A 19,765-nucleotide genomic window follows, 5' to 3' on the forward strand; every position below is an offset into this window, starting at 1 on the left:
ATTGGTGCATTTGCTTCTGGATTTGGCTGTTCTTGCTCCGAAAAGGAGCAAAAAACCGCCGTTTGCCGAAAAACGCGCCAGGGTGCAACTAATTCTCACGAAACTGGTTGCACCTTATTTGCTTTGTTGAATAGCATTCACGCCCAAGGTGCAACCAACCCTAGGGTTCGGTTCATCGGCTGATGGCTTTCCTGGGGAAACGTCAGTCATAAATGCGCGGCACGCAGCTTCGTCTACACACTACTCGGTTGTAGATGGCCTGACAGACCGCCGCTACATAAAAACAAAGCCAGGGCGTAACTCAATGAGCGTAAGTAATCCAACCTTGATCACATTTGTGATCTACATCGCGGCAATGGTGCTGATTGGTCTCATGGCCTATCGCTCCACCAATAACCTTTCCGATTACATCCTCGGTGGTCGCAGCCTCGGCAGCGTCGTCACCGCACTCTCGGCTGGCGCTTCGGATATGAGCGGCTGGTTGTTGATGGGCCTGCCAGGTGCCATCTACATGTCGGGCCTGTCGGAAAGCTGGATCGCCATCGGCCTGATCGTCGGTGCTTACCTGAACTGGCTGTTTGTGGCAGGTCGCCTGCGCGTGCAGACCGAACACAACGGCGACGCCCTGACCCTGCCGGACTACTTCTCCAGCCGTTTTGAAGACAAGAGCGGCCTGCTGCGGATTATCTCGGCGGTAGTGATCCTGGTGTTCTTCACCATCTACTGCGCTTCCGGCATCGTGGCCGGTGCCCGTCTGTTCGAAAGCACCTTCGGCATGTCCTACGAGACGGCGCTGTGGGCCGGTGCTGCGGCGACGATTGCCTACACCTTTATCGGTGGTTTCCTGGCAGTAAGCTGGACAGATACCGTACAAGCCACCCTGATGATCTTCGCGTTGATCCTGACGCCCATCATCGTGCTGCTGGCCACCGGCGGTGTCGATACCACCTTCCTGGCTATTGAAGCGAAGGATCCAACCAGCTTCGACATGCTGAAAAACACCACCTTCATCGGCATCATCTCGCTGATGGGCTGGGGCCTGGGCTACTTCGGCCAGCCGCACATCCTCGCGCGTTTCATGGCGGCGGATTCGGTCAAGTCGATTGCCAATGCACGTCGTATCTCCATGACCTGGATGATCCTGTGCCTGGCCGGCACCGTGGCCGTAGGCTTCTTCGGTATTGCCTACTTCTCGGCGCACCCGGAAGTCGCTGGTCCCGTGACCGAAAACCCAGAGCGTGTGTTCATCGAACTGGCCAAGCTGCTGTTCAACCCTTGGGTTGCTGGCGTGCTGCTGTCGGCCATCCTGGCTGCCGTGATGAGCACCCTGAGCTGCCAGTTGCTGGTGTGCTCCAGCGCCCTGACCGAAGACTTCTACAAGGCGTTCCTGCGCAAGGGCGCGTCCCAGCTTGAGCTGGTATGGGTCGGTCGGATCATGGTGCTGGTGGTTGCGTTGATCGCCATTGCGATGGCTGCCAACCCGGAAAACCGCGTACTGGGCCTGGTGAGCTACGCCTGGGCCGGCTTCGGCGCCGCGTTCGGTCCTGTGGTCCTGATCTCGGTCCTGTGGAAAGGCATGACCCGCAACGGCGCACTGGCCGGTATCCTGGTCGGCGCGATCACCGTGATCGTGTGGAAACACTTCGAGCTGCTGGGTCTGTACGAAATCATCCCAGGCTTCCTGTTCGCCAGCCTGGCGATCTACTTCGTGAGCAAGATGGGCGCGCCGACTGCCGGTATGGTTGAGCGCTTCAACGCTGCCGAGAAAGACTACAACCTCAACAAGTGAGGCGTTCATGCAGGCCTTGATGGCCTGCTGAACTGAAAGCGGCCCGCATCCCTGGATGTCGGGCCGTTTTTTTTGGGTGCGACGATGGAGCCTGCGTTGTAGGGATTAACTGAATTGCCTGCAGCGTACGCAGCTCGGCAAATGGCTGGTGCAGAATCCCAGGCCCTCCACTTGCAGAGAAACACCGGATGTTCGCTCCTGCCAATCAAAGTGCGTTTAGCCTGATCGTCGATGGCCAGCCCAGTGACCTCAAGGTCCTGGCGTTCAGGGGCGAGGAGGCTATCAGCCAGCCCTATCGTTTCGATCTTGAGTTGGTCAGCGAACAGCCGGACCTGGATTTGGAAAACCTCCTGCACCGCCAGGCCTTTCTCGCCTTTGATGCCCAGGGCCATGGCATCCATGGGCAAATCCAGCGGGTCGCGCAAGGTGACTCGGGCCAGCGCCTGACCCATTATCAATTGAGCCTGGTGCCGCAGTTGGCCTATCTGCAACACAGTGCTCGGCAACGCATTTTCCAGCACAAGACGGTGCCGCAGATTGTCAGCCTGGTGCTGGAGGGGCAGGGCATCCAGCGCGATGCCTTTGAGTGGCGACTGGGCGCGACCTATCCCGAGCGCGAGTACTGCGTGCAGTTCGATGAAACCGACCTGGCATTTATCCAGCGGCTGTGCGCCGAACTGGGGGTTCACTATCACTTTCAGCACCGGCCGGACGGGCATCTGCTGGTGTTCGGCGATGATCAGACGGTATTTGCCCAGGCAGACCAGCCGACGGGCTATGCGCCAGGTTCGGGCATGGTGGCGGCGGCGCCGGTGATCAAGCGTTTCACGGTGCGCCTGGAGGCGCGGACTACCGGGGTCAACCTGCGCGACTATGATTTTCACAAGCCGCGCCTGGTGCTGGAAAGCGCCGCCCTCGGCGAGCAGCTACCGCCGCTGGAGGCCCAGGGCTACCCTGGGCACTTCACCGACCGTAGCCACGGCAAGCACCTGGCGCAGCGGGCGCTGGAGCGTCATCGCAGCGACCAGCGGCAAGCCCACGGCGAGGGCGACCAGACGGCGCTGGTCAGCGGACAGTTCCTCACACTGGCCGACCATCCGCGCCAGGCATGGAATGGCCTGTGGCTGGTGACGCGGGTGATCCACCAGGGCCGGCAACCGCAAGTGCTGGAGGAGTCCGTCGGCGCGATGGATGAGCAGGGGTACCGCAACGATTTCTTCGCCACGCCCTGGGACGTGCCGTTTCGCCCGCCGCTGCCTGCGGCGAGGGCGCCGGTTGCAGGCTTTCAGAACGCCGTGGTCACCGGGCCGGTCGACAGCGAAATCCATTGCGATGAGTTTGGCCGGGTCAAGGTGCAACTGGCCTGGGATCGCCACGGCCAATACAGCGAACACTCCAGCTGCTGGCTGCGGGTTGCCAGCGCCTGGGCCCACGAGCACTACGGCAGCGTGGTGATCCCGCGGGTGGGCATGGAAGTGCTGGTGGGGTTCGTCAACGGCGATGTCGATATGCCGCTGGTGGTCGGCTGCCTGGCCAATGGCGCGACGCCAGTGCCCCTCGACCTGCCGGCGGACAAGACTCGCAGCGTCTTCCGCAGCCAGAGCAGCCCTGGGGGTGGTGGCTATAACGAGCTGCGCATCGAAGACCGCAAGGGCGCCGAGCAGATCTACCTGCGTGCCCAGCGCGACTGGACCCAGCACGTGCTCCACGATCTGCGCCTGCAGGTGGATCACCAGCGGCATGTGCAGGTAAGCGGCGAGTCGCACCACGAGTTGCACGGCGAAGAGCAGCGGATTACCCACGGCAACCGGCTGACGGAACTCAAGCAGGACGATCACCTGGTGATCGCGGGGCAGCAGCAGGTGCAAGTGGCGCGCTATTCGTTGCAGGCGGGCGAGCAGATCAGCCTCGGCGCAGGCCAGCAAATGGTGGTCGATGGCGGCGCCAGCCTGACACTGCAGGCCGGGGGGCAATGGATCACATTGTCGGCCGGGGGGATTTTCAGCAGCACACCGATCCAGTTGGGCGGTGTGCCGTCGGCTGCCACGGCGGCATCACCCCTGCGTCCGGGGGTTCAGGAAACCCTGCTGGCGGCGTTGGCCGCACCGTTGAGTGCCGCACAGGTGTTCAGCTTCAAGCGCAGTGCGCCGTTCTGTGAGGAGTGTGAGCGCTGCAAAAATGGCGTCTGCGACACTCCGCAGCATCGAGTGGGGGGCTTGCGATGATGACCCCCCGTGAGTGGCTGGCCCAGGATCCGCTGCAGGACGGCGAGCAGCTGTTTGTCATCCTGGCCAGTACCAGTGAGTGTCAGCCGGTGGCGGCCTGGCGCCAGGCAGATGGCGGGCCGTTGAGCCCGGTGTGGGCCGGCAGCGAGTACGCCGCCTGGGCTGAGGTGATGCCCTATGTGGCATTGGTCAGTGAGAGCAGTGGGTTTCTCGACTGGGTGGCCGAATGCGCGGCTACCGATTGGGGTTGGTTGGCCGTTTCCTCCAGCCCGCTGCCCACGGTGGTCGAACATCTCGCCAGCCTGACCAAGGTGCGTTTGCCCGAGGGGCAGGAAGTGTTTTTCCGCTTCTGGGATGGTGGTTATCTGCTGCCGATCCTGCAAGGGCTGGGGCCTGGTGCGGGGGAGGTGCTTGCGGTATTTCGACGCTACTGGATCAACGGCCAGCTCCAGGAAGTGCCGGCCACGGGAGTGGGGGTGGCGAGGAAAAGTCCCTGGTGGGAGGTGCCCCCCACGTTACTCAAGCAGCTTGGCGAACAGTCCAGCGTGACCCTGGTGGATAACCTGTTGCAATGGCTGGCCCAGGAGCATCCCGACGTGCACGACGCCTTCGCGCCAGCGACCTTGCAGCACAAGGTCGCGTACTTTGTGCGCCCGCCCTACGCCGGGCAGCAGGCATTGATTGCCTATCTGGCCGGCGAGCGGGGTTGAGTCAGGCGTTCAGTGACTGCTGCAAGTCATCGAGCAGGTCCTCGATCGCCTCGATGCCCACCGACAGGCGGATCATCTCCGGACGTACGCCGGCCTTGGCCTGCTCCTGCTCGTTCATCTGCCGGTGGGTGGTGGACGCCGGGTGGCAGGCCAGGGACTTGGCGTCGCCGATATTCACCAGGCGCTTGAAGATCTGCAGCGCATCGTAGAAGCGCACCCCGGCGGCATAGCCGCCCTTCAGGCCGAAGGACAGGATCGCCGAGGGTTTGCCCTGCATGTACTTTTGCGCCAGGTGATGGTGCGGGTGATCCGGCAGGCCGGCGTAGCTGACCCATTCCACCTGCTCGTGGGCCTGCAGGAACTGTGCGACTTTCAACGCGTTCTCGGTGTGGCGCTCCATGCGCAAGGCCAGGGTTTCCAGGCCTTGCAGCAGGAGGAAGGCGTTCATCGGGGCCAGGGCGGCACCTGTGTTGCGCAGCGGCACGGTGCGGGCACGGGCAATAAAGGCTGCCGGGCCGAATTTCTCGCTGTACACCACGCCATGGTAGGCCGGCTCGGGTTGGTTGAGGCCGGGGAATTTCTGCGGGTAGTCGGTCCAGGGGAAGGTGCCGCTGTCGACAATCACCCCGCCCAGGGAGTTGCCGTGGCCGCCGACATACTTGGTCAGGGAATGCACGACGATATCCGCGCCAAACTGGATCGGCTTGCACAGGATCGGCGTGGCGACGGTGTTATCCACCATCAGCGGTACGCCGCGGGCATGGGCGACGTCGGCCAGGGCCTGCAGGTCGACGATATTGCCTGCCGGGTTGCCGATGCTCTCGCAGTACACCAGCTTGGTGTTGTCGTCGATCAGCTCGGCGATGGCCTCGGCCGAGTCATTGCGGGCGAAGCGCACATCAACGCCGAAGCTCGGCAGCAGGTGGGCGAACAGGGTGTAGGTGCCGCCGTACAGCTGTGGGGTGGAGACGATATTGTCGCCGGCACGGGTCAGGGCCTGGATGGCATAGTGAATGGCCGCGCTGCCCGCCGACACGGCCAGGGCCGCGATCCCGCCTTCCAGTGCGGCCATGCGCTGTTCCAGCACGTCGTTGGTGGGGTTCATGATCCGCGTGTAGATATTGCCGGGTACGTCGAGGTTGAACAGATCGGCGCCATGCTGGGCGTTATCGAACTCGAAGGCGACGTTCTGGTAGATCGGCACGGCGACCGCCTTGGTGGTCGGGTCCGATTTGAAGCCGTGGTGCAATGCGATTGTGGCGTCTTTCATGGTGGATACTGACCTCCCTGGATTGCATGGGGCAGCCCCGGATAAGGTAGGAGCTGGCTTGCCTGCGATGGCATCAGCGCAGAGTACGGGTAATACCGCGTCGCCTGCATCGCGGGCAAGCCCGCTCGCACATAACTCGCTAGAACGTTTTCGCTGCTGTTCCTACATTTGCGACATAAGCACCGCCCGGCATGCAGCCCTGCACCTTTGCCCGCGTAAAAGGTAAACTTCGCCCCCTGCGCAGGAGCAACCATGAATTATCGTCACGCCTTTCACGCCGGCAACCACGCCGATGTCTTCAAACACCTGACCTTGACCCGCCTCATCGCCCTGATGTCGCGCAAGGAACAGCCGTTTGCCTATCTCGACACCCACGCCGGGATTGGTCTGTACGACCTGCAAGGCGACCAGGCCAACCGCACCGGTGAATACCTGGAAGGCATTGCCCGCCTGTGGGGCGAGGCGGACCTGCCGGCGCTGACCGCTGACTACATGCGGGTGCTGCACGAGATGAACCCGGATGGCCAATTGCGCTATTACCCCGGTTCGCCAGAGCTGGCGCGGCGCCTGACGCGCCCCCAGGACCGCGTGCTGCTCAACGAAAAACACCCTGAAGACGGCGTGTTGCTCAAGGACAACATGAAGGGCGACCGCCGTGTGAAGGTCCATCTGGGCGAAGGCTGGCACGTGCCACGGGCCTTGCTGCCGGTGCCGGAAAAGCGCGCGCTGATGCTGATTGACCCGCCGTTCGAGCAACTCGACGAGATGCAGCGTTGCGCCGCCTCCCTCAAGGAAGCCGTGGGCCGCATGCGCCAGACGGTCGCCGCGATCTGGTACCCGGTCAAGGACCAGCGCATGTTGCGCCGCTTCTACCAGGACCTGGCGGGCACCGGCGCGCCAAAGCTGCTGCGCGTGGAGTTGCTGGTGCATCCGCTGGATACCCCCAACACCCTGACCGGCTCGGGCCTGGCGATTGCCAACCCGCCGTGGGGGCTGGAGGAGGAGTTGCGTGAGCTGCTGCCGTGGCTGTCGAAGAAACTGGGGCAGACTCAGGGTGGGTGGCAGATGGATTGGCTGATCGCCGAGTAACGGCATCACTCTTTAGAGTGCTATCGCGGGCAAGCCCGCTCCCATATGGTTATGTGATCCCATGTGGAAGCGGGCTTGCCCGCGATGCTTTTGACGTCAGATCGGGCAGGTCACGCCAGTACCGCCGATCCCGCAATAACCCTGGGGATTCTTCGCCAGGTACTGCTGGTGATAGGCCTCGGCGAAGTACACCGTGGGCGCCTCGTCGATTTCCGTGGTGATCTCGCCCAGGCCGGCCTTGGTCAGTTCTTCCTGATAGGCCTGTGCACTGGCCTTCGCAGCCTCCAGTTGCTCAGGCGTGGTCGCGTAGATCACCGAGCGATACTGGCTGCCAATGTCATTGCCCTGGCGCATGCCCTGGGTTGGGTTGTGCAGTTCCCAGAACATCTTCAGCAGGTCTTCGTACTTGAGCTTGGCCTGGTCATACACCACCAGCACCACTTCGCTATGGCCGGTCAGGCCCGAGCAGACTTCTTCGTAGGTCGGGTTTGGTGTGAAGCCGCCGGCGTAGCCGACCACGGTGCTGACCACGCCGTCGCGCTGCCAGAATTTGCGTTCTGCGCCCCAGAAACAGCCGAGGCCAAAAATCGCAAACCCCACATCGTCCATAAACGGGCCCAGCAGCGGGTTGCCGTTGACGAAGTGCGTCTCGGGCAGGTTCATCGGGGTTTCACGACCAGGCAAGGCTTGTTCGGCAGTAGGCAGCACGTTTTTATTCACCAGGATTTCCGAGCGCAAGACCATGATCAGTCCTCTCGTCAGGTTGAGTTAACAGTTCAGACCACCAGTGTGCCCGAGTGTTACAGCGCTGTCAGGCGATTGGCCCGCGCGGATAGCGTTTGAGCCTGTCCAGCAGCTCGGAGCCGGGGATTGGCCGGTCGAACAGGTAGCCCTGGCCGACGTCGCAGCGATGGCGGCGCAGGAACGCCAGTTGCTCGGCAGTCTCGATGCCTTCGGCGACCACCTTGAGCTTGAGGTTGTGCGCCATGGCGATCACCGCCGAGGTGATTTCCATGTCGTCCTGGTTGTCCGGGATTTCATGGATAAAGCTGCGGTCGATCTTGATGATGTCGATGGGGAATTTCTTCAGGTAACTCAGGGACGAGTAGCCGGTGCCGAAATCATCCATGGCCAGGGTCAGGCCGAAACTCTTCAACTGATCCAGTTGCAGGCGCGTGTCCTCGGTGGCTTCCAGCAGCAGGCCCTCGGTCAGCTCCAGCTCCAGCAGGTTGGCCGGTAGCTGTTCTTCCTTGAGGATGCTGGCGATGGAGGCCACCAGGTCCGGGTCGGAAAACTGCTTGGGCGACAGGTTGATCGCCACCTGCAAGTTGCCCATGCCCGCGGCGCTCAACTGCTTGCTCATGCGGCAGGCCTGGCGCGCGATCCATTTGCCGATGGGGATGATCAGGCCGGTCTCTTCGGCGACGCTGATGAACTGGTCCGGACGGATCATGCCCTTTTCCGGGTGGTTCCAGCGCAACAGCGCCTCCATGCCGAGCAGGCGCCCGCTGCGCAGGCACAGCTTGGGCTGGTAGAACACGTCCAGCTCGTTCTGGGTCAGGGCGCGGCGCAGATTGTTTTCCACGAACAGTTTGTAACTGGCCTCGGCATTCAGGGTTTCGGTAAACACCTGCACCTGGTGCTTGCCGTTGGCCTTGGCCTTGTGCAGCGCCAGGCCGGCGTTGCGCATCAGGGTCTGGGGGTCGCGGCCATGCAGCGGGGCGCAGGCCAGGCCCACGGAGCCGGTGACGCTGATCAACTGGTTGTCGACGAACATCGGTTTGTCGAGGGTCATCAACAACTGGCAGGCCATTTGCTGGCCGACTTCAAGGTCGGCGTTGTCGAGCAGCACCGCAAATTCGTTACTGGCAAAACGCGCCAGGCTGCCGCCGGCATTGAGGCTGTTGCGCAGGCGCCGGGCCAGGCTGATCAGCAACTTGTCGCCGGTCTGATGGCCGAGGCTGTCGTTGATCCGCTTGAAGTTGTCGATATCCACCAGCAACAGGCTGATGGGCGCGTCGCTGTCGCGGGCGAAGCGTTCGTCGAGGTTGCGGATAAACGCCGGGCGGTTGCCCAGGTTGGTCAGGTTGTCGGTGTAGGCCAGGCGCTCGATACGCTGCTGGGCCAGCTTGGCCTGGGTGATGTCTTCGTAGATGCCGATGTAGTGGGTCAGTTCGCGGTTGTCGCCATACACTTTGGAAATCGACAGCTGGCCCCAGTACGGTTCGAGGTTTTTGCGCCGGCTCTTGAACTCGCCCTGCCAGCTGTTGCTTTGGGCCAGGCTGGAGGGCGCGTCGAACAGCAGTTCGCTGAGGTTCTCCAGGGCCGGCAACTGGGCCAGGCGATGGCCGTGGACTTCTTCGGTGCTGTACTGGGTGATTGCGGTAAAGCTGGGGTTGACGTACTCCACCACGCCGTCGCAATTGACCAGCAGGAAGGCGTTGGCACTTTGCTCCACGGCGCGCTGGAACAGGTGCAGGGCGCTGGTGGCGGTGCGACGGTTGTGGTTGTTGATGACCTGGGCAAACTGGTCGGCCAATTCACCGGCAAAGGCAATTTCATCGGACAGCCAATCCCGGGTGCAAGTGCTTTGCTCCAGGCACAGCACGCCCACCACCTGGCCATCCACGCGGATACTGGCGTCGAGCATGGCGTGGACTTCCAGAGGGCGCAGGCTTTCGGCCATGTCCCGGGTGCGCGGATCGCGCAGGGCATTGCCGGCGTCGATGGCGCGGCTGCTGTGCAGGGCTTCCAGGTAGTCCGGGAAGCCGCTGGCATCAATCGGCAAGGGCAGATGGTGCTGTTGGTCGGCGCGGAGAAAAGCGGAAATCGGCACCAGTTGCTGGCCTTCGAGGTTCCAGATACTGGCGCAGTCGATCTGGTAGATATCGCAGGCACTGCGGGTGATCAGTTCGGCGGCTTCTTGCAGGGAATTGTTGGTGCTGTAGCGCTGGCGGGCCAGCAGCAGGATCAGCTCCTGCTGGGCGCGCACCCGCTCCAGGTGCTGCAACTGTTCCTGTTGTGCACGCTGGTTGAGCTCCAGGGCTATCTGCAGGCGGCTGTTCTGGTCCTCCAGGTCGGCGGTGGGCATCGGCGCCAGGTTGCTGAACAAGCCGTCTACCACCATCAGGTAGCCGCGTAGCAGGTGGCGATTGTGTTGCTTGTAGGCCTCGCCGACCTCCAGCAGGCTCAACTGGCCGTCGTTGGTGTGCAAGGTGTAGCGCACCAGGTAGTGGGGGCTGGCAGTCAGTTGCTGCTGGATCGCGTCATGCAACTGGTAGCGTGCCTGGGGCTCCATCAGGCTGGCGTAGGGCGAGCCGATCAGCGAGCACAGCTCTACGGCGGGCAAGCCGAATTGTCGTTCACAATTGGGGTCAAGGTACAGCAGCGCCCAGCTGGCCTCATTCAGCCGCTCGAAACGCAGCATACCGAGGCGCGAAGGCACCGGTAATTGCGTCACGACCTCGGCCGCCGTTCGGGCGACATCGGGTTGGCTTTTCATGGGGGAGCTCGCTTGGAAAAATGCGCATCGCGCCGGGCTATCGCCCTCTTTGTTGCTGTCTGCAGCAAGGTTGCATCATGCAGCACGGACTGACAAGAGAGGATGAAGGCTAAGTGCTATAAGTGGGTTATCGGCCGCGCAGCGGATTTCTACAGTCGCAATGATGGACGGTTATCCTGCGTGGCCTTTGTAGGCGCTTGGGCAGTTGAGGCGGGCAAAAAAAGCCCCGCCAAATTGGCGGGGTTGAGGTACGAGCGTGGCGCTCGGAAATCGTTGCAGCCAGGCCTCCCCGGTGAAGGGGAGGCCGCTGCCGTTTACAGCAGGATGGTGCGGATGTCGTTCAGCAACTGGCTCAGGCGCTGGGTGAAGCGTGCAGCGGCCGCGCCATTGATCACGCGGTGATCGTAGGACAGCGACAGTGGCAGCATCAGCTTCGGCTGGAAGGCCTTGCCGTCCCACACAGGCTGGATAGTGGCCTTGGAAACACCGAGGATCGCCACTTCCGGCGCGTTGACGATTGGCGTGAAGCCAGTGCCGCCAATGTGCCCGAGGCTGGAGATGGTGAAGCAGGCACCTTGCATATCGTCCGGAGTCAGCTTCTTGTCGCGGGCCTTGGCAGCCAGTGCAGCCGCTTCGGCAGCCAGTTGCAGCAGGCTCTTCTGGTCGACGTTCTTGATGACCGGTACCAGCAGGCCATCCGGGGTGTCGACGGCGAAGCCGATGTGCACGTATTTCTTGCGAATGATCGCCTTGCCGCTTGGTGCCAGCGAACTGTTGAAGTCCGGCAGCTCCTTGAGCAGGTGCGCGCAGGCCTTGAGCAGCAGTGGCAGCACGGTCAGCTTGACGCCAGCCTTCTCGGCCACGGCTTTCTGCGCAACGCGGAAAGCTTCCAGGTCGGTGATATCGGCCTGGTCGAACTGAGTCACGTGCGGAATGTTCAGCCAGCTGGCGTGCAGACCGGCTGCGCCGATTTGCATCAGGCGCGTCATCGGCACTTCTTCGATTTCGCCGAAGCGGCTGAAGTCTACGGTGCGGATCGGCGGAATGCCCGAGCCACCGGTAGCAGTGCCGGCAGCCGGAGCTTCCTTGGCTTTTTGCATCATGGACTTGACGTAGACCTGCACGTCTTCCTTGAGCACGCGACCATGTGGGCCGGTAGGGCTGACAGCGCTCAGCTCGACGCCGAATTCACGGGCCAGTTGACGCACGGCAGGGCCGGCGTGAGCCTTGGCACCACTTGGCGCAGGGGCAGCCGCCGGGGCCGGTGCGGCCTCGGCTTTTGCCGCAGGAGCCGGTGCGGCAGCAGCCGGTGCAGCTTCAGCTTTGGCGGCCGGAGCAGCAGCGGCAGCGGCAGGCGCCGGAGCAGCAGCAGGCGCAGCACCTTGTACTTTCAGCTTGAGGATGAAGTCACCAGTGCCGACTTCGTCTTCGAGCTTGACCGCGATGCTTTCCACTACGCCGGCAGCCGGCGATGGGATTTCCATGGAGGCCTTGTCGGACTCCAGGGTGATCAGCGACTGGTCGGCTTCGACGGTGTCGCCGACTTTGACCAGCAGCTCGATGATCTTGGCCTTGCCCGACGAGCCGATGTCCGGGACGTGAATGTCCTGGACAGTGGCTGCGGCCGGAGCTGCGGCCGGGGCAGCAGGAGCCTCGGCAGCAGCAGGTTTCTCGGCGGCTGGTGCCGGTGCAGCAGCGGCAGCAGGCGCCGCCGCCGGGGCCGCATCAGCGGCACCTTCGATTTCCAGCTCCAGCAGTTCGTCGCCTTCTTTCAGGCGGTCGCCCAGCTTCACTTTCAGGCTCTTGACCACGCCGGCCTTGGGAGCAGGGATTTCCATGCTCGCCTTGTCCGATTCCAGGGTCAGGATGCTCTGGTCGGCTTCGACGGTGTCGCCGACCTTTACAAACAGCTCGATTACTTCACCTTCACCGCTGCCGATGTCAGGTACGCGAATGAGTTCGCTCACAAAAAGTCTCCTCAGCAGTCCAGTGGGTTGCGTTTTTCCGGGTTGATCCCGAACTTGACGATGGCGTCAGCCACCACCTTGGGTTCGATCTCACCACGGTCAGCCAAGGCTTCCAGGGCTGCCAACACCACAAAGTGACGGTCGACTTCGAAGAAGTGACGCAGCTTCTTGCGGCTGTCACTGCGGCCGAAACCATCGGTGCCCAGGACTTTGAATTCCTTGGACGGGACCCACTGGCGAATTTGTTCAGCAAACAGTTTCATGTAGTCGGTAGAGGCGATAACCGGACCCTTACGGCCAGCCAGGCACTCTTCGACGTAGCTCAGCGCAGGCTTCTGGCCTGGGTGCAGGCGGTTGCTGCGCTCTACGGCCAGGCCGTCGCGACGCAGTTCGTTGAAGCTGGTAACGCTCCACACATCAGCGCCGACGTTGAACTCTTCACGCAGGATCTTCGCCGCTTCACGCACTTCGCGCAGGATGGTGCCGGAGCCCATCAGTTGCACGTGGTGTGCCGCTTCCTTGGTGTCTTCTTCGAGCAGGTACATGCCCTTGATGATGCCTTCTTCAACACCGGCCGGCATGGCTGGTTGCTGGTAGGACTCGTTCATCACGGTGATGTAGTAGAAAACGTCCTGCTGCTCTTCGGTCATCTTCTTCATGCCGTCCTGGATGATCACCGCCAGCTCGTAGCCGTAGGTTGGATCAAAGGTGCGGCAGTTCGGGATGGTGGCAGCCAGGATGTGGCTGTGACCGTCTTCGTGTTGCAGGCCTTCGCCGTTCAGCGTGGTGCGCCCGGCGGTACCTCCGATCAGGAAACCACGGGTACGGCTGTCGCCTGCTGCCCAAGCCAGGTCGCCAATGCGCTGGAAGCCGAACATCGAGTAGAAGATGTAGAACGGCAGCATCGGCTGGTTGTGGCTGGAGTACGAAGTACCGGCAGCGATGAAGGAGCTCATGGCGCCCGCTTCGTTGATGCCTTCTTCGAGGATCTGGCCCTTCTTGTCTTCCTTGTAGAACATCACCTGGTCTTTATCGACTGGCTCGTAGAGCTGGCCGACGGAGGAGTAGATGCCCAACTGGCGGAACATGCCTTCCATACCAAAGGTACGGGCTTCGTCCGGGATGATCGGGACGATGCGCGGGCCGATTTCCTTGTCCTTGACCAGTTGCGCGAGGATCCGCACGAAGGCCATGGTGGTGGAGATTTCACGGTCGCCCGAACCGTCAAGGATTGCCTTGAGGGTGCTGAGGTCCGGCGTCGGTACGCTGAAGCTCTGTGCCCGGCGCTGTGGCACGAAACCGCCCAGTGCAGTGCGACGCTCGCTGAGGTAGCGGGCTTCGGCGCTGTTTGGCTCGGGCTTGAAGAACGGCAGGTTCTCCAGCTCTTCGTCCTTGACCGGAATGTCGAAGCGGTCGCGGAACAACTTCAGGCTGTCGACATCGACTTTCTTGGTGTTGTGGGCAGTGTTCTTCGCTTCGCCGGCACCGGTGCCATAACCCTTGATGGTCTTGGCCAGGATGACGGTCGGTTGTTCTTTGTGGTTGACCGCTTCGTGGTACGCCGCGTAGACCTTGTACGGGTCGTGGCCGCCACGGTTGAGTTTCCAGATCTCGTCGTCGGACAGGTCGGCAACCATCGCCTTGAGTTCAGGCGTGTTGAAGAAGTGTTCACGTACGAACGCGCCGTCTTTGGCTTTGTAGTTCTGGTACTCGCCGTCGATGACTTCGTCCATGCGGCGTTGCAGGATACCGTCGACGTCCTTGGCCAGCAGTGGGTCCCAGAAACGGCCCCAGATGACTTTGGTTACGTTCCACTGGGCACCGCGGAACACGCCTTCGAGTTCCTGGATGATCTTGCCGTTGCCGCGAACCGGGCCGTCGAGGCGCTGCAGGTTGCAGTTGATGACGAAGATCAGGTTGTCCAGCTTCTCGCGGCCGGCCAGGGAGATGGCGCCCAGGGATTCCGGCTCGTCGCACTCGCCGTCGCCCAGGAAACACCAGACCTTCTGCTTGCCTTCCGGGATGAAGCCACGGGCTTCCAGGTACTTCATGAAACGTGCCTGGTAGATCGCCTGGATCGGGCCCAGACCCATGGATACGGTCGGGAACTGCCAGAAGTCAGGCATCAGCCAAGGGTGCGGGTACGACGACAGGCCGCCACCGTCGACTTCCTGGCGGAAGTTGTTCATCTGGTCTTCGGTGATGCGACCTTCCATGAACGCGCGGGCGTAGACGCCTGGCGAGGTGTGACCCTGGAAGTAGATCAGGTCGCCGCCGTGTTCTTCGGTCGGGGCCTGGAAGAAGTAGTTGAAGCCAATGTCATACAGGGTTGCGCTGGAAGCGAAGCTGGAGATGTGACCGCCCAGGTCAGAATCTTTCAAGTTCGTGCGCATAACCATCGCCATCGCGTTCCAGCGTACCAGCGAGCGAATGCGGCGTTCCATGAACAGGTCGCCAGGCATGCGTGCTTCGTGGGTAACGGGGATGGTGTTGCGGTATGGCGTGGTGATGGCGTAGGGCAGTTGCGAGCCGCTGCGGGTCGCGAGTTCGCCCATACGGGTCATCAGGTAGTGAGCACGGTCTTCGCCTTCTTTGTCGAGAACCGATTCCAGGGCGTCCAGCCATTCCTGGGTTTCGACGGGATCGAGGTCTTGCATGGCTTGCTCCAGGGCGGAAAGGCTACCAGAATCGGTTGCCTGAAGTTTGCGACTGGCCTTGTGGGCAGACGACATAAATTCTTGGATGGCCGAAGGTTGCTTCGGCGTCCTGTAGTTTTACTACAAATCGTCGGCCATTTCAGCCTTTCGAATGTATATACGAGTAGTAAAACTACACAAGACCGAGGTGGTTGCTCGGTCTGGCTGGTGAGCATAATCGTTATTGTTGATCTTTTGCGAACAAGAAAAGGTAGAAGTTTAATGTTGCCTGCCAAAATTAATGATTTTTCAGCTATTTCTAACTTTTGTTCGACAGTCCTTCATCGAGCGTGGTTCTTGCGTTCACAGCCACTCGCCATTCACGCGCCGATCAAGGATAGACCATGAGCCTTCCAACGCTGGTTGAACTCCCAGCCGTTCTGTTGCCATTTGCCAACCGGGCCGAGCAGTCATTTCGTGACGCGGCGGCCATGCTGGATGCCGATCATGGCCTGTCTGCGTGGACGCCGCAACGTTGGGCCGACTTCGCCCGGGTATGTGCCGCCAGCGATTTTGTGATTGAACAGAGTGTTCGTGACCCTTTGATGTTGCTTGAGCTGGTGGCCTGGGGCGAGCTGGACCGCGGCTTTGCGCCTGATGAACTGTGTGGGCAGATTGCCGCAGCCGTGCAACAGGCTGAAACAGAAGATGAGCTGGGGCGTGTGCTGCGTCGCCAGCGCACCCGCCAGCAAGTGCGGATCATCTGGCGCGACCTGACCCGACAGGCGGACTTGGTACAGACCTGCCGCGACCTGTCGGACATGGCCGACGCCAGCATCGACCAGGCTTACCAGTGGCTGTACCAGCGCCACTGCGCGCAATTCGGCACCCCCATCGGCGGGCGCAGCGGCGAGCCGCAGCAGATGGTCATCCTCGGCATGGGCAAGCTGGGAGCGGTGGAACTGAACCTGTCGTCGGACATCGACCTGATCTTCGCCTACCCCGAAGGCGGCGAGACCGTGGGCGCCAAGCGGGCCCTCGACAACCAGGAGTTCTTTATCCGTCTGGGCCAGAAGCTGATCAAGGCCCTGGACCCGATGACTGTCGACGGCTTTGTGTTCCGGGTCGACATGCGCCTGCGGCCCTACGGCTCCGCCGGGGCGCTGGTGTTGAGCTTCAACGCATTGGAGCAGTACTACCAGGACCAGGGCCGCGACTGGGAACGCTACGCGATGATCAAGGCGCGGGTGGTGGCCGGCGACCAGGTGGCCGGCGCGCAACTGCTCGACCTGTTGCGCCCATTTGTCTATCGGCGTTACCTGGACTTTTCTGCGATCGAAGCGCTGCGCACCATGAAGCAGTTGATCCAGCAGGAAGTGCGGCGCAAGGGCATGGCCGACAACATCAAGCTGGGGGCTGGCGGCATCCGCGAAGTGGAGTTTATCGCCCAGGCGTTCCAGCTGATTCACGGTGGCCGCGACCTCAGCCTGCAACAACGGCCGCTGCTGAAGGTGCTGGGCACCCTGGAAGGCCAGGGCTACCTGCCGCCGGCGGTGATTGCCGAGTTGCGTGCTGGCTATGAGTTCCTGCGCTACACCGAGCATGCGATCCAGGCCATTGCCGATCGCCAGACGCAAATGCTGCCCAACACGGATGAGGACCAGGCGCGCATTGCCTTTATGTTGGGTTTTGCCAACTGGACGGCGTTCCATGAACAGTTGATGTATTGGCGTGGCCGGGTGGACTGGCATTTCCGCCAGGTGATTGCCGATCCGGACGAAGAGGAGGGGGTGGAAAGCGAATTGGTGGTGGGTGGCGAGTGGCTGCCCTTGTGGGAAGAATCCCAAAATGAGGAGGCCGCCTGTCGCCAATTGGCCGAAGGCGGCTTTGCCGACGCGCCCAAGGCCCTGAAAGCCTTGGCCAGCCTGCGCGGCAGCCCGCAATTGCGCGCGATGCAGCGCCTGGGGCGTGAGCGTCTGGATGCGTTTATCCCGCGCCTGCTGGCCCAGGCTGTCGAACATGCCGACCCGGACCTGGTGCTGGAGCGTGTGCTGCCGTTGGTAGAGGCCGTCGCGCGGCGTTCTGCTTATCTGGTGCTGTTGACGGAAAACCCTGACGCCTTGCGTCGGTTGTTGACCCTGTGCGCCGCCAGCCCGTGGATTGCCGAGCAGATCACCCGCTTCCCGCTGCTGCTGGACGAATTGCTCAACGAAGGCCGCCTGTTCAAACCGCCCTTGGCGCCGGAACTGGCCGCCGAACTGCGCGAGCGCCTCACACGCATCCCTGAGGATGACCTTGAGCAGCAAATGGAAGCCCTGCGCCACTTCAAGCTGGCGCACCGGTTGCGGGTCGCGGCCTCGGAAATCGCTGGCAGCCTGCCGCTGATGAAGGTCAGCGACTACCTGACCTGGCTCGCCGAGGCGATTCTGGAGCAGGTGCTGGCCCTGGCCTGGCGCCAGACCGTGGCCCGCCACGGTACGCCGCAACGCCTGGACGGTACCTTGTGCGACCCCGGATTTATCATCGTCGGTTATGGCAAGGTCGGCGGTATCGAACTGGGGCATGGCTCGGACCTGGACCTGGTGTTTATCCACGACGGTGACCCCCAGGCCGAAACCGACGGCGCCAAGCCGATTGATGGCGCGCAGTTCTTTACCCGCCTGGGTCAGCGCATCATTCACCTGCTGACCACCCAGACCAACTCCGGGCAATTGTACGAAGTGGATATGCGCCTGCGACCTTCTGGCGCATCCGGCCTGCTGGTCAGCTCCCTGGGGGCATTTGCCCGTTATCAGGAAAACGAGGCCTGGACCTGGGAGCATCAAGCCCTGGTGCGCGCGCGGGTGCTGGTCGGCAGCCAGGACGTGGGCCGGGCGTTTGAGGCCGTACGGGCGCGGGTACTGGGGCGCACGCAGGACCTGGCGAAGCTGCGCCAGGAGGTCAGCGAGATGCGCACCAAGATGCGTGACAACCTGGGCACCAAGTCGACCGCAGCCGGCACCGCGGCGAATGCCTTCGAGCCCACGGCGCTGTTCGATCTCAAGCAGGACGCAGGAGGTATCGTCGATATTGAATTTATGGTGCAATACGCCGCTTTGGCGTGGTCTGCGCAACATCCATTGCTGCTGCGCTATACCGACAATATCCGCATCCTGGAAGGCTTGGAGCAGGTCGGGCTGATGCCCGCCGCCGATGCCCACCTGTTGCGCGAGGTGTATAAGGCCTACCGCTCGGCAGCCCATCGCCAGGCCTTGCAGAACGAGGCGGGTGTGGTGGCCGGGGATCAGTTTGCCGACGAACGGCGGCAGGTGAAACGGATCTGGCAAGAACTGGGGTTAAGCTAAAACACTACGGCGACCCCAATTGAATGTGGAGACCGGCTTTAGGTGGAAGCGGGCTGGCCCGCGATGCAGGCGCTGCGGTCTGGCTGACAGCACGCGGTGATGCTATCGCGGGCCAGCCCGCTCCCACACAAACCGTGACCTACAGTAATTATCGAGGCGGGGAGGCATGAGCCTCCCCGAATCGTTTGTGGAAACTACATGAATATTCTGATCGTTGGGCCCAGTTGGGTCGGTGACATGGTAATGGCGCAGACACTGTTCCAGTGCCTGAAACAGCGTCATCCCGACTGCCAAATCGACGTGCTCGCCCCCGAGTGGAGCCGGCCGATCCTGGAACGCATGCCCGAGGTACGGCAGGCCTTGAGCTTCCCGCTCGGCCATGGCGCGCTGGAGCTGGCGACCCGGCGGCGGATCGGCAAGTCTCTGGCCGGCCAGTACGACCAGGCGATCCTGCTGCCCAACTCGATGAAGTCGGCCCTGGTGCCGTTCTTCGCCGGCATCCCCAAGCGTACCGGCTGGCGCGGTGAGTTCCGCTATGGCTTGCTCAATGACGTGCGCAAGCTCGACAAGGCCCGCTACCCGCTGATGATCGAGCGCTTCATGGCCCTGGCCTATGCGCCCAATGCCGAGTTGCCGACGCCGTATCCACGGCCGAGCCTGCTCATCGACCCGGTCACCCGCGACGCGGCCCTGGCCAAGTTCGGCCTGAGCCTCGATCGGCCGGTGCTGGCGCTGTGCCCAGGCGCCGAGTTTGGCGAGTCCAAGCGCTGGCCGTCGGAGCATTACGCCAAGGTCGCCGAGCTGAAAATCCGCGAAGGCTGGCAAGTCTGGCTGTTTGGCTCGAAAAACGATCACTCGGTGGGCGAGGATATCCGCCAGCGCCTGATCCCCGGCCTGCGCGAAGAAGCGGTCAATCTCAGTGGCGATACGTCATTGGCCGAAGCCATCGACCTGTTGTCCTGCGCCGACTCGGTGGTGTCCAACGACTCCGGCCTGATGCACGTGGCCGCCGCGCTGAACCGCCCGCTGGTGGCGGTGTACGGCTCCACCTCGCCGGGCTTTACCCCGCCATTGGCCGATAAGGTCGAAGTGGTGCGCCTGGGCCTCGATTGCAGCCCGTGCTTTGACCGCACCTGCCGTTTCGGCCACTACAATTGCCTGCGCCAGTTGCTGCCCGATGCGGTAGCCGAAGCCTTGCAGCGTTTGCAGGGCAACGTGGTCGAGGTTCATTGA

11 protein-coding genes are annotated in these 19,765 nt (G+C 62.2%); 6 read left to right on the forward strand and 5 right to left on the reverse strand.

Annotation, left to right across the window (positions count from 1 at the left end; translation table 11 throughout):
- Positions 1–304: 304 nt before the first annotated feature.
- The 3 genes from putP to HBR94_RS07535 all read left to right on the forward strand — a co-directional run bounded on the left by putP (position 305) and on the right by HBR94_RS07535 (position 4,724).
- A complete protein-coding gene (putP, locus tag HBR94_RS07525) occupies positions 305–1,789 on the forward strand; it encodes a sodium/proline symporter PutP (protein ID WP_170044456.1) in 1,485 nt (494 codons plus the stop codon).
- Between the two features lie 188 nt (positions 1,790–1,977).
- Positions 1,978–4,014 carry a type VI secretion system tip protein VgrG gene (locus HBR94_RS07530; RefSeq protein ID WP_170044457.1) on the forward strand — a complete coding sequence of 679 codons (2,037 nt, stop codon included), beginning with the start codon at positions 1,978–1,980 and terminating at the stop codon, positions 4,012–4,014.
- Positions 4,011–4,724, forward strand: a complete 714-nt coding sequence (locus HBR94_RS07535) for a DUF4123 domain-containing protein (protein ID WP_170044458.1) — start codon at positions 4,011–4,013, stop codon at positions 4,722–4,724. Before HBR94_RS07530 ends, HBR94_RS07535 begins: the two co-directional genes overlap by 4 nt.
- A 1-nt stretch (position 4,725) precedes the next feature.
- Here HBR94_RS07535 and HBR94_RS07540 read toward each other — a convergent pair whose 3' ends face one another.
- Positions 4,726–5,994, reverse strand: coding sequence for an aminotransferase class V-fold PLP-dependent enzyme (locus tag HBR94_RS07540; protein WP_057437305.1), 1,269 nt, complete (start codon positions 5,992–5,994; stop codon positions 4,726–4,728).
- A 252-nt stretch (positions 5,995–6,246) separates the two neighbouring features.
- Between HBR94_RS07540 and rlmJ the strand changes: the two genes are divergently transcribed.
- Positions 6,247–7,083 carry a 23S rRNA (adenine(2030)-N(6))-methyltransferase RlmJ gene (gene rlmJ, locus HBR94_RS07545; RefSeq protein ID WP_057958111.1) on the forward strand — a complete coding sequence of 279 codons (837 nt, stop codon included), beginning with the start codon at positions 6,247–6,249 and terminating at the stop codon, positions 7,081–7,083.
- A gap of 96 nt (positions 7,084–7,179) precedes the next feature.
- Here the strand turns inward: rlmJ and msrA are convergent, their stop codons facing one another.
- The 4 genes from msrA to aceE form a co-directional block, all read right to left on the reverse strand.
- A complete protein-coding gene (msrA, locus tag HBR94_RS07550) occupies positions 7,180–7,827 on the reverse strand; it encodes a peptide-methionine (S)-S-oxide reductase MsrA (RefSeq protein WP_057444633.1) in 648 nt (215 codons plus the stop codon).
- Between the two features lie 67 nt (positions 7,828–7,894).
- A complete protein-coding gene (locus HBR94_RS07555) occupies positions 7,895–10,585 on the reverse strand; it encodes a GGDEF and EAL domain-containing protein (RefSeq protein WP_115127226.1) in 2,691 nt (896 codons plus the stop codon).
- Positions 10,586–10,899: 314 nt separating this feature from the next.
- A complete protein-coding gene (gene aceF / locus HBR94_RS07560) occupies positions 10,900–12,552 on the reverse strand; it encodes a dihydrolipoyllysine-residue acetyltransferase (RefSeq protein WP_169959902.1) in 1,653 nt (550 codons plus the stop codon).
- Positions 12,553–12,563: 11 nt separating this feature from the next.
- The gene (gene aceE, locus HBR94_RS07565) at positions 12,564–15,209 is read right to left on the reverse strand and encodes a pyruvate dehydrogenase (acetyl-transferring), homodimeric type (RefSeq protein WP_057958114.1); all 2,646 of its coding nucleotides are present in this window, start codon (positions 15,207–15,209) and stop codon (positions 12,564–12,566) included.
- Positions 15,210–15,592: 383 nt separating this feature from the next.
- Here aceE and glnE point away from each other — a divergent pair, with 383 nt between their 5' ends.
- Positions 15,593–18,532 (forward strand): bifunctional [glutamate--ammonia ligase]-adenylyl-L-tyrosine phosphorylase/[glutamate--ammonia-ligase] adenylyltransferase, encoded by a 2,940-nt coding sequence (glnE, locus tag HBR94_RS07570; protein WP_170044459.1) that lies wholly within the window; start codon positions 15,593–15,595, stop codon positions 18,530–18,532.
- Positions 18,533–18,730: 198 nt separating this feature from the next.
- Complete coding sequence (gene waaF, locus HBR94_RS07575; protein ID WP_115127229.1) at positions 18,731–19,765, forward strand: lipopolysaccharide heptosyltransferase II; 1,035 nt, start codon at positions 18,731–18,733, stop codon at positions 19,763–19,765.

Origin of the sequence: Pseudomonas sp. WS 5412, assembly GCF_012985615.1 — a bacterium.
Classification (GTDB): Bacteria; Pseudomonadota; Gammaproteobacteria; order Pseudomonadales; family Pseudomonadaceae; genus Aquipseudomonas; species Aquipseudomonas shahriarae.

Bases quoted from the DNA above. Each gene is read 5' to 3' on its own strand.
- rlmJ (WP_057958111.1), top strand. From the start codon at position 6,247: ATGAATTATCGTCACGCCTTTCACGCCGGCAACCACGCCGATGTCTTC.
- HBR94_RS07555 (WP_115127226.1), bottom strand. From the start codon at position 10,585: ATGAAAAGCCAACCCGATGTCGCCCGAACGGCGGCCGAGGTCGTGACG.
- waaF (WP_115127229.1), top strand. From the start codon at position 18,731: ATGAATATTCTGATCGTTGGGCCCAGTTGGGTCGGTGACATGGTAATG.
- HBR94_RS07530 (WP_170044457.1), top strand. From the start codon at position 1,978: ATGTTCGCTCCTGCCAATCAAAGTGCGTTTAGCCTGATCGTCGATGGC.
- aceE (WP_057958114.1), bottom strand. From the start codon at position 15,209: ATGCAAGACCTCGATCCCGTCGAAACCCAGGAATGGCTGGACGCCCTG.
- putP (WP_170044456.1), top strand. From the start codon at position 305: ATGAGCGTAAGTAATCCAACCTTGATCACATTTGTGATCTACATCGCG.
- msrA (WP_057444633.1), bottom strand. From the start codon at position 7,827: ATGGTCTTGCGCTCGGAAATCCTGGTGAATAAAAACGTGCTGCCTACT.
- HBR94_RS07540 (WP_057437305.1), bottom strand. From the start codon at position 5,994: ATGAAAGACGCCACAATCGCATTGCACCACGGCTTCAAATCGGACCCG.
- glnE (WP_170044459.1), top strand. From the start codon at position 15,593: ATGAGCCTTCCAACGCTGGTTGAACTCCCAGCCGTTCTGTTGCCATTT.
- HBR94_RS07535 (WP_170044458.1), top strand. From the start codon at position 4,011: ATGATGACCCCCCGTGAGTGGCTGGCCCAGGATCCGCTGCAGGACGGC.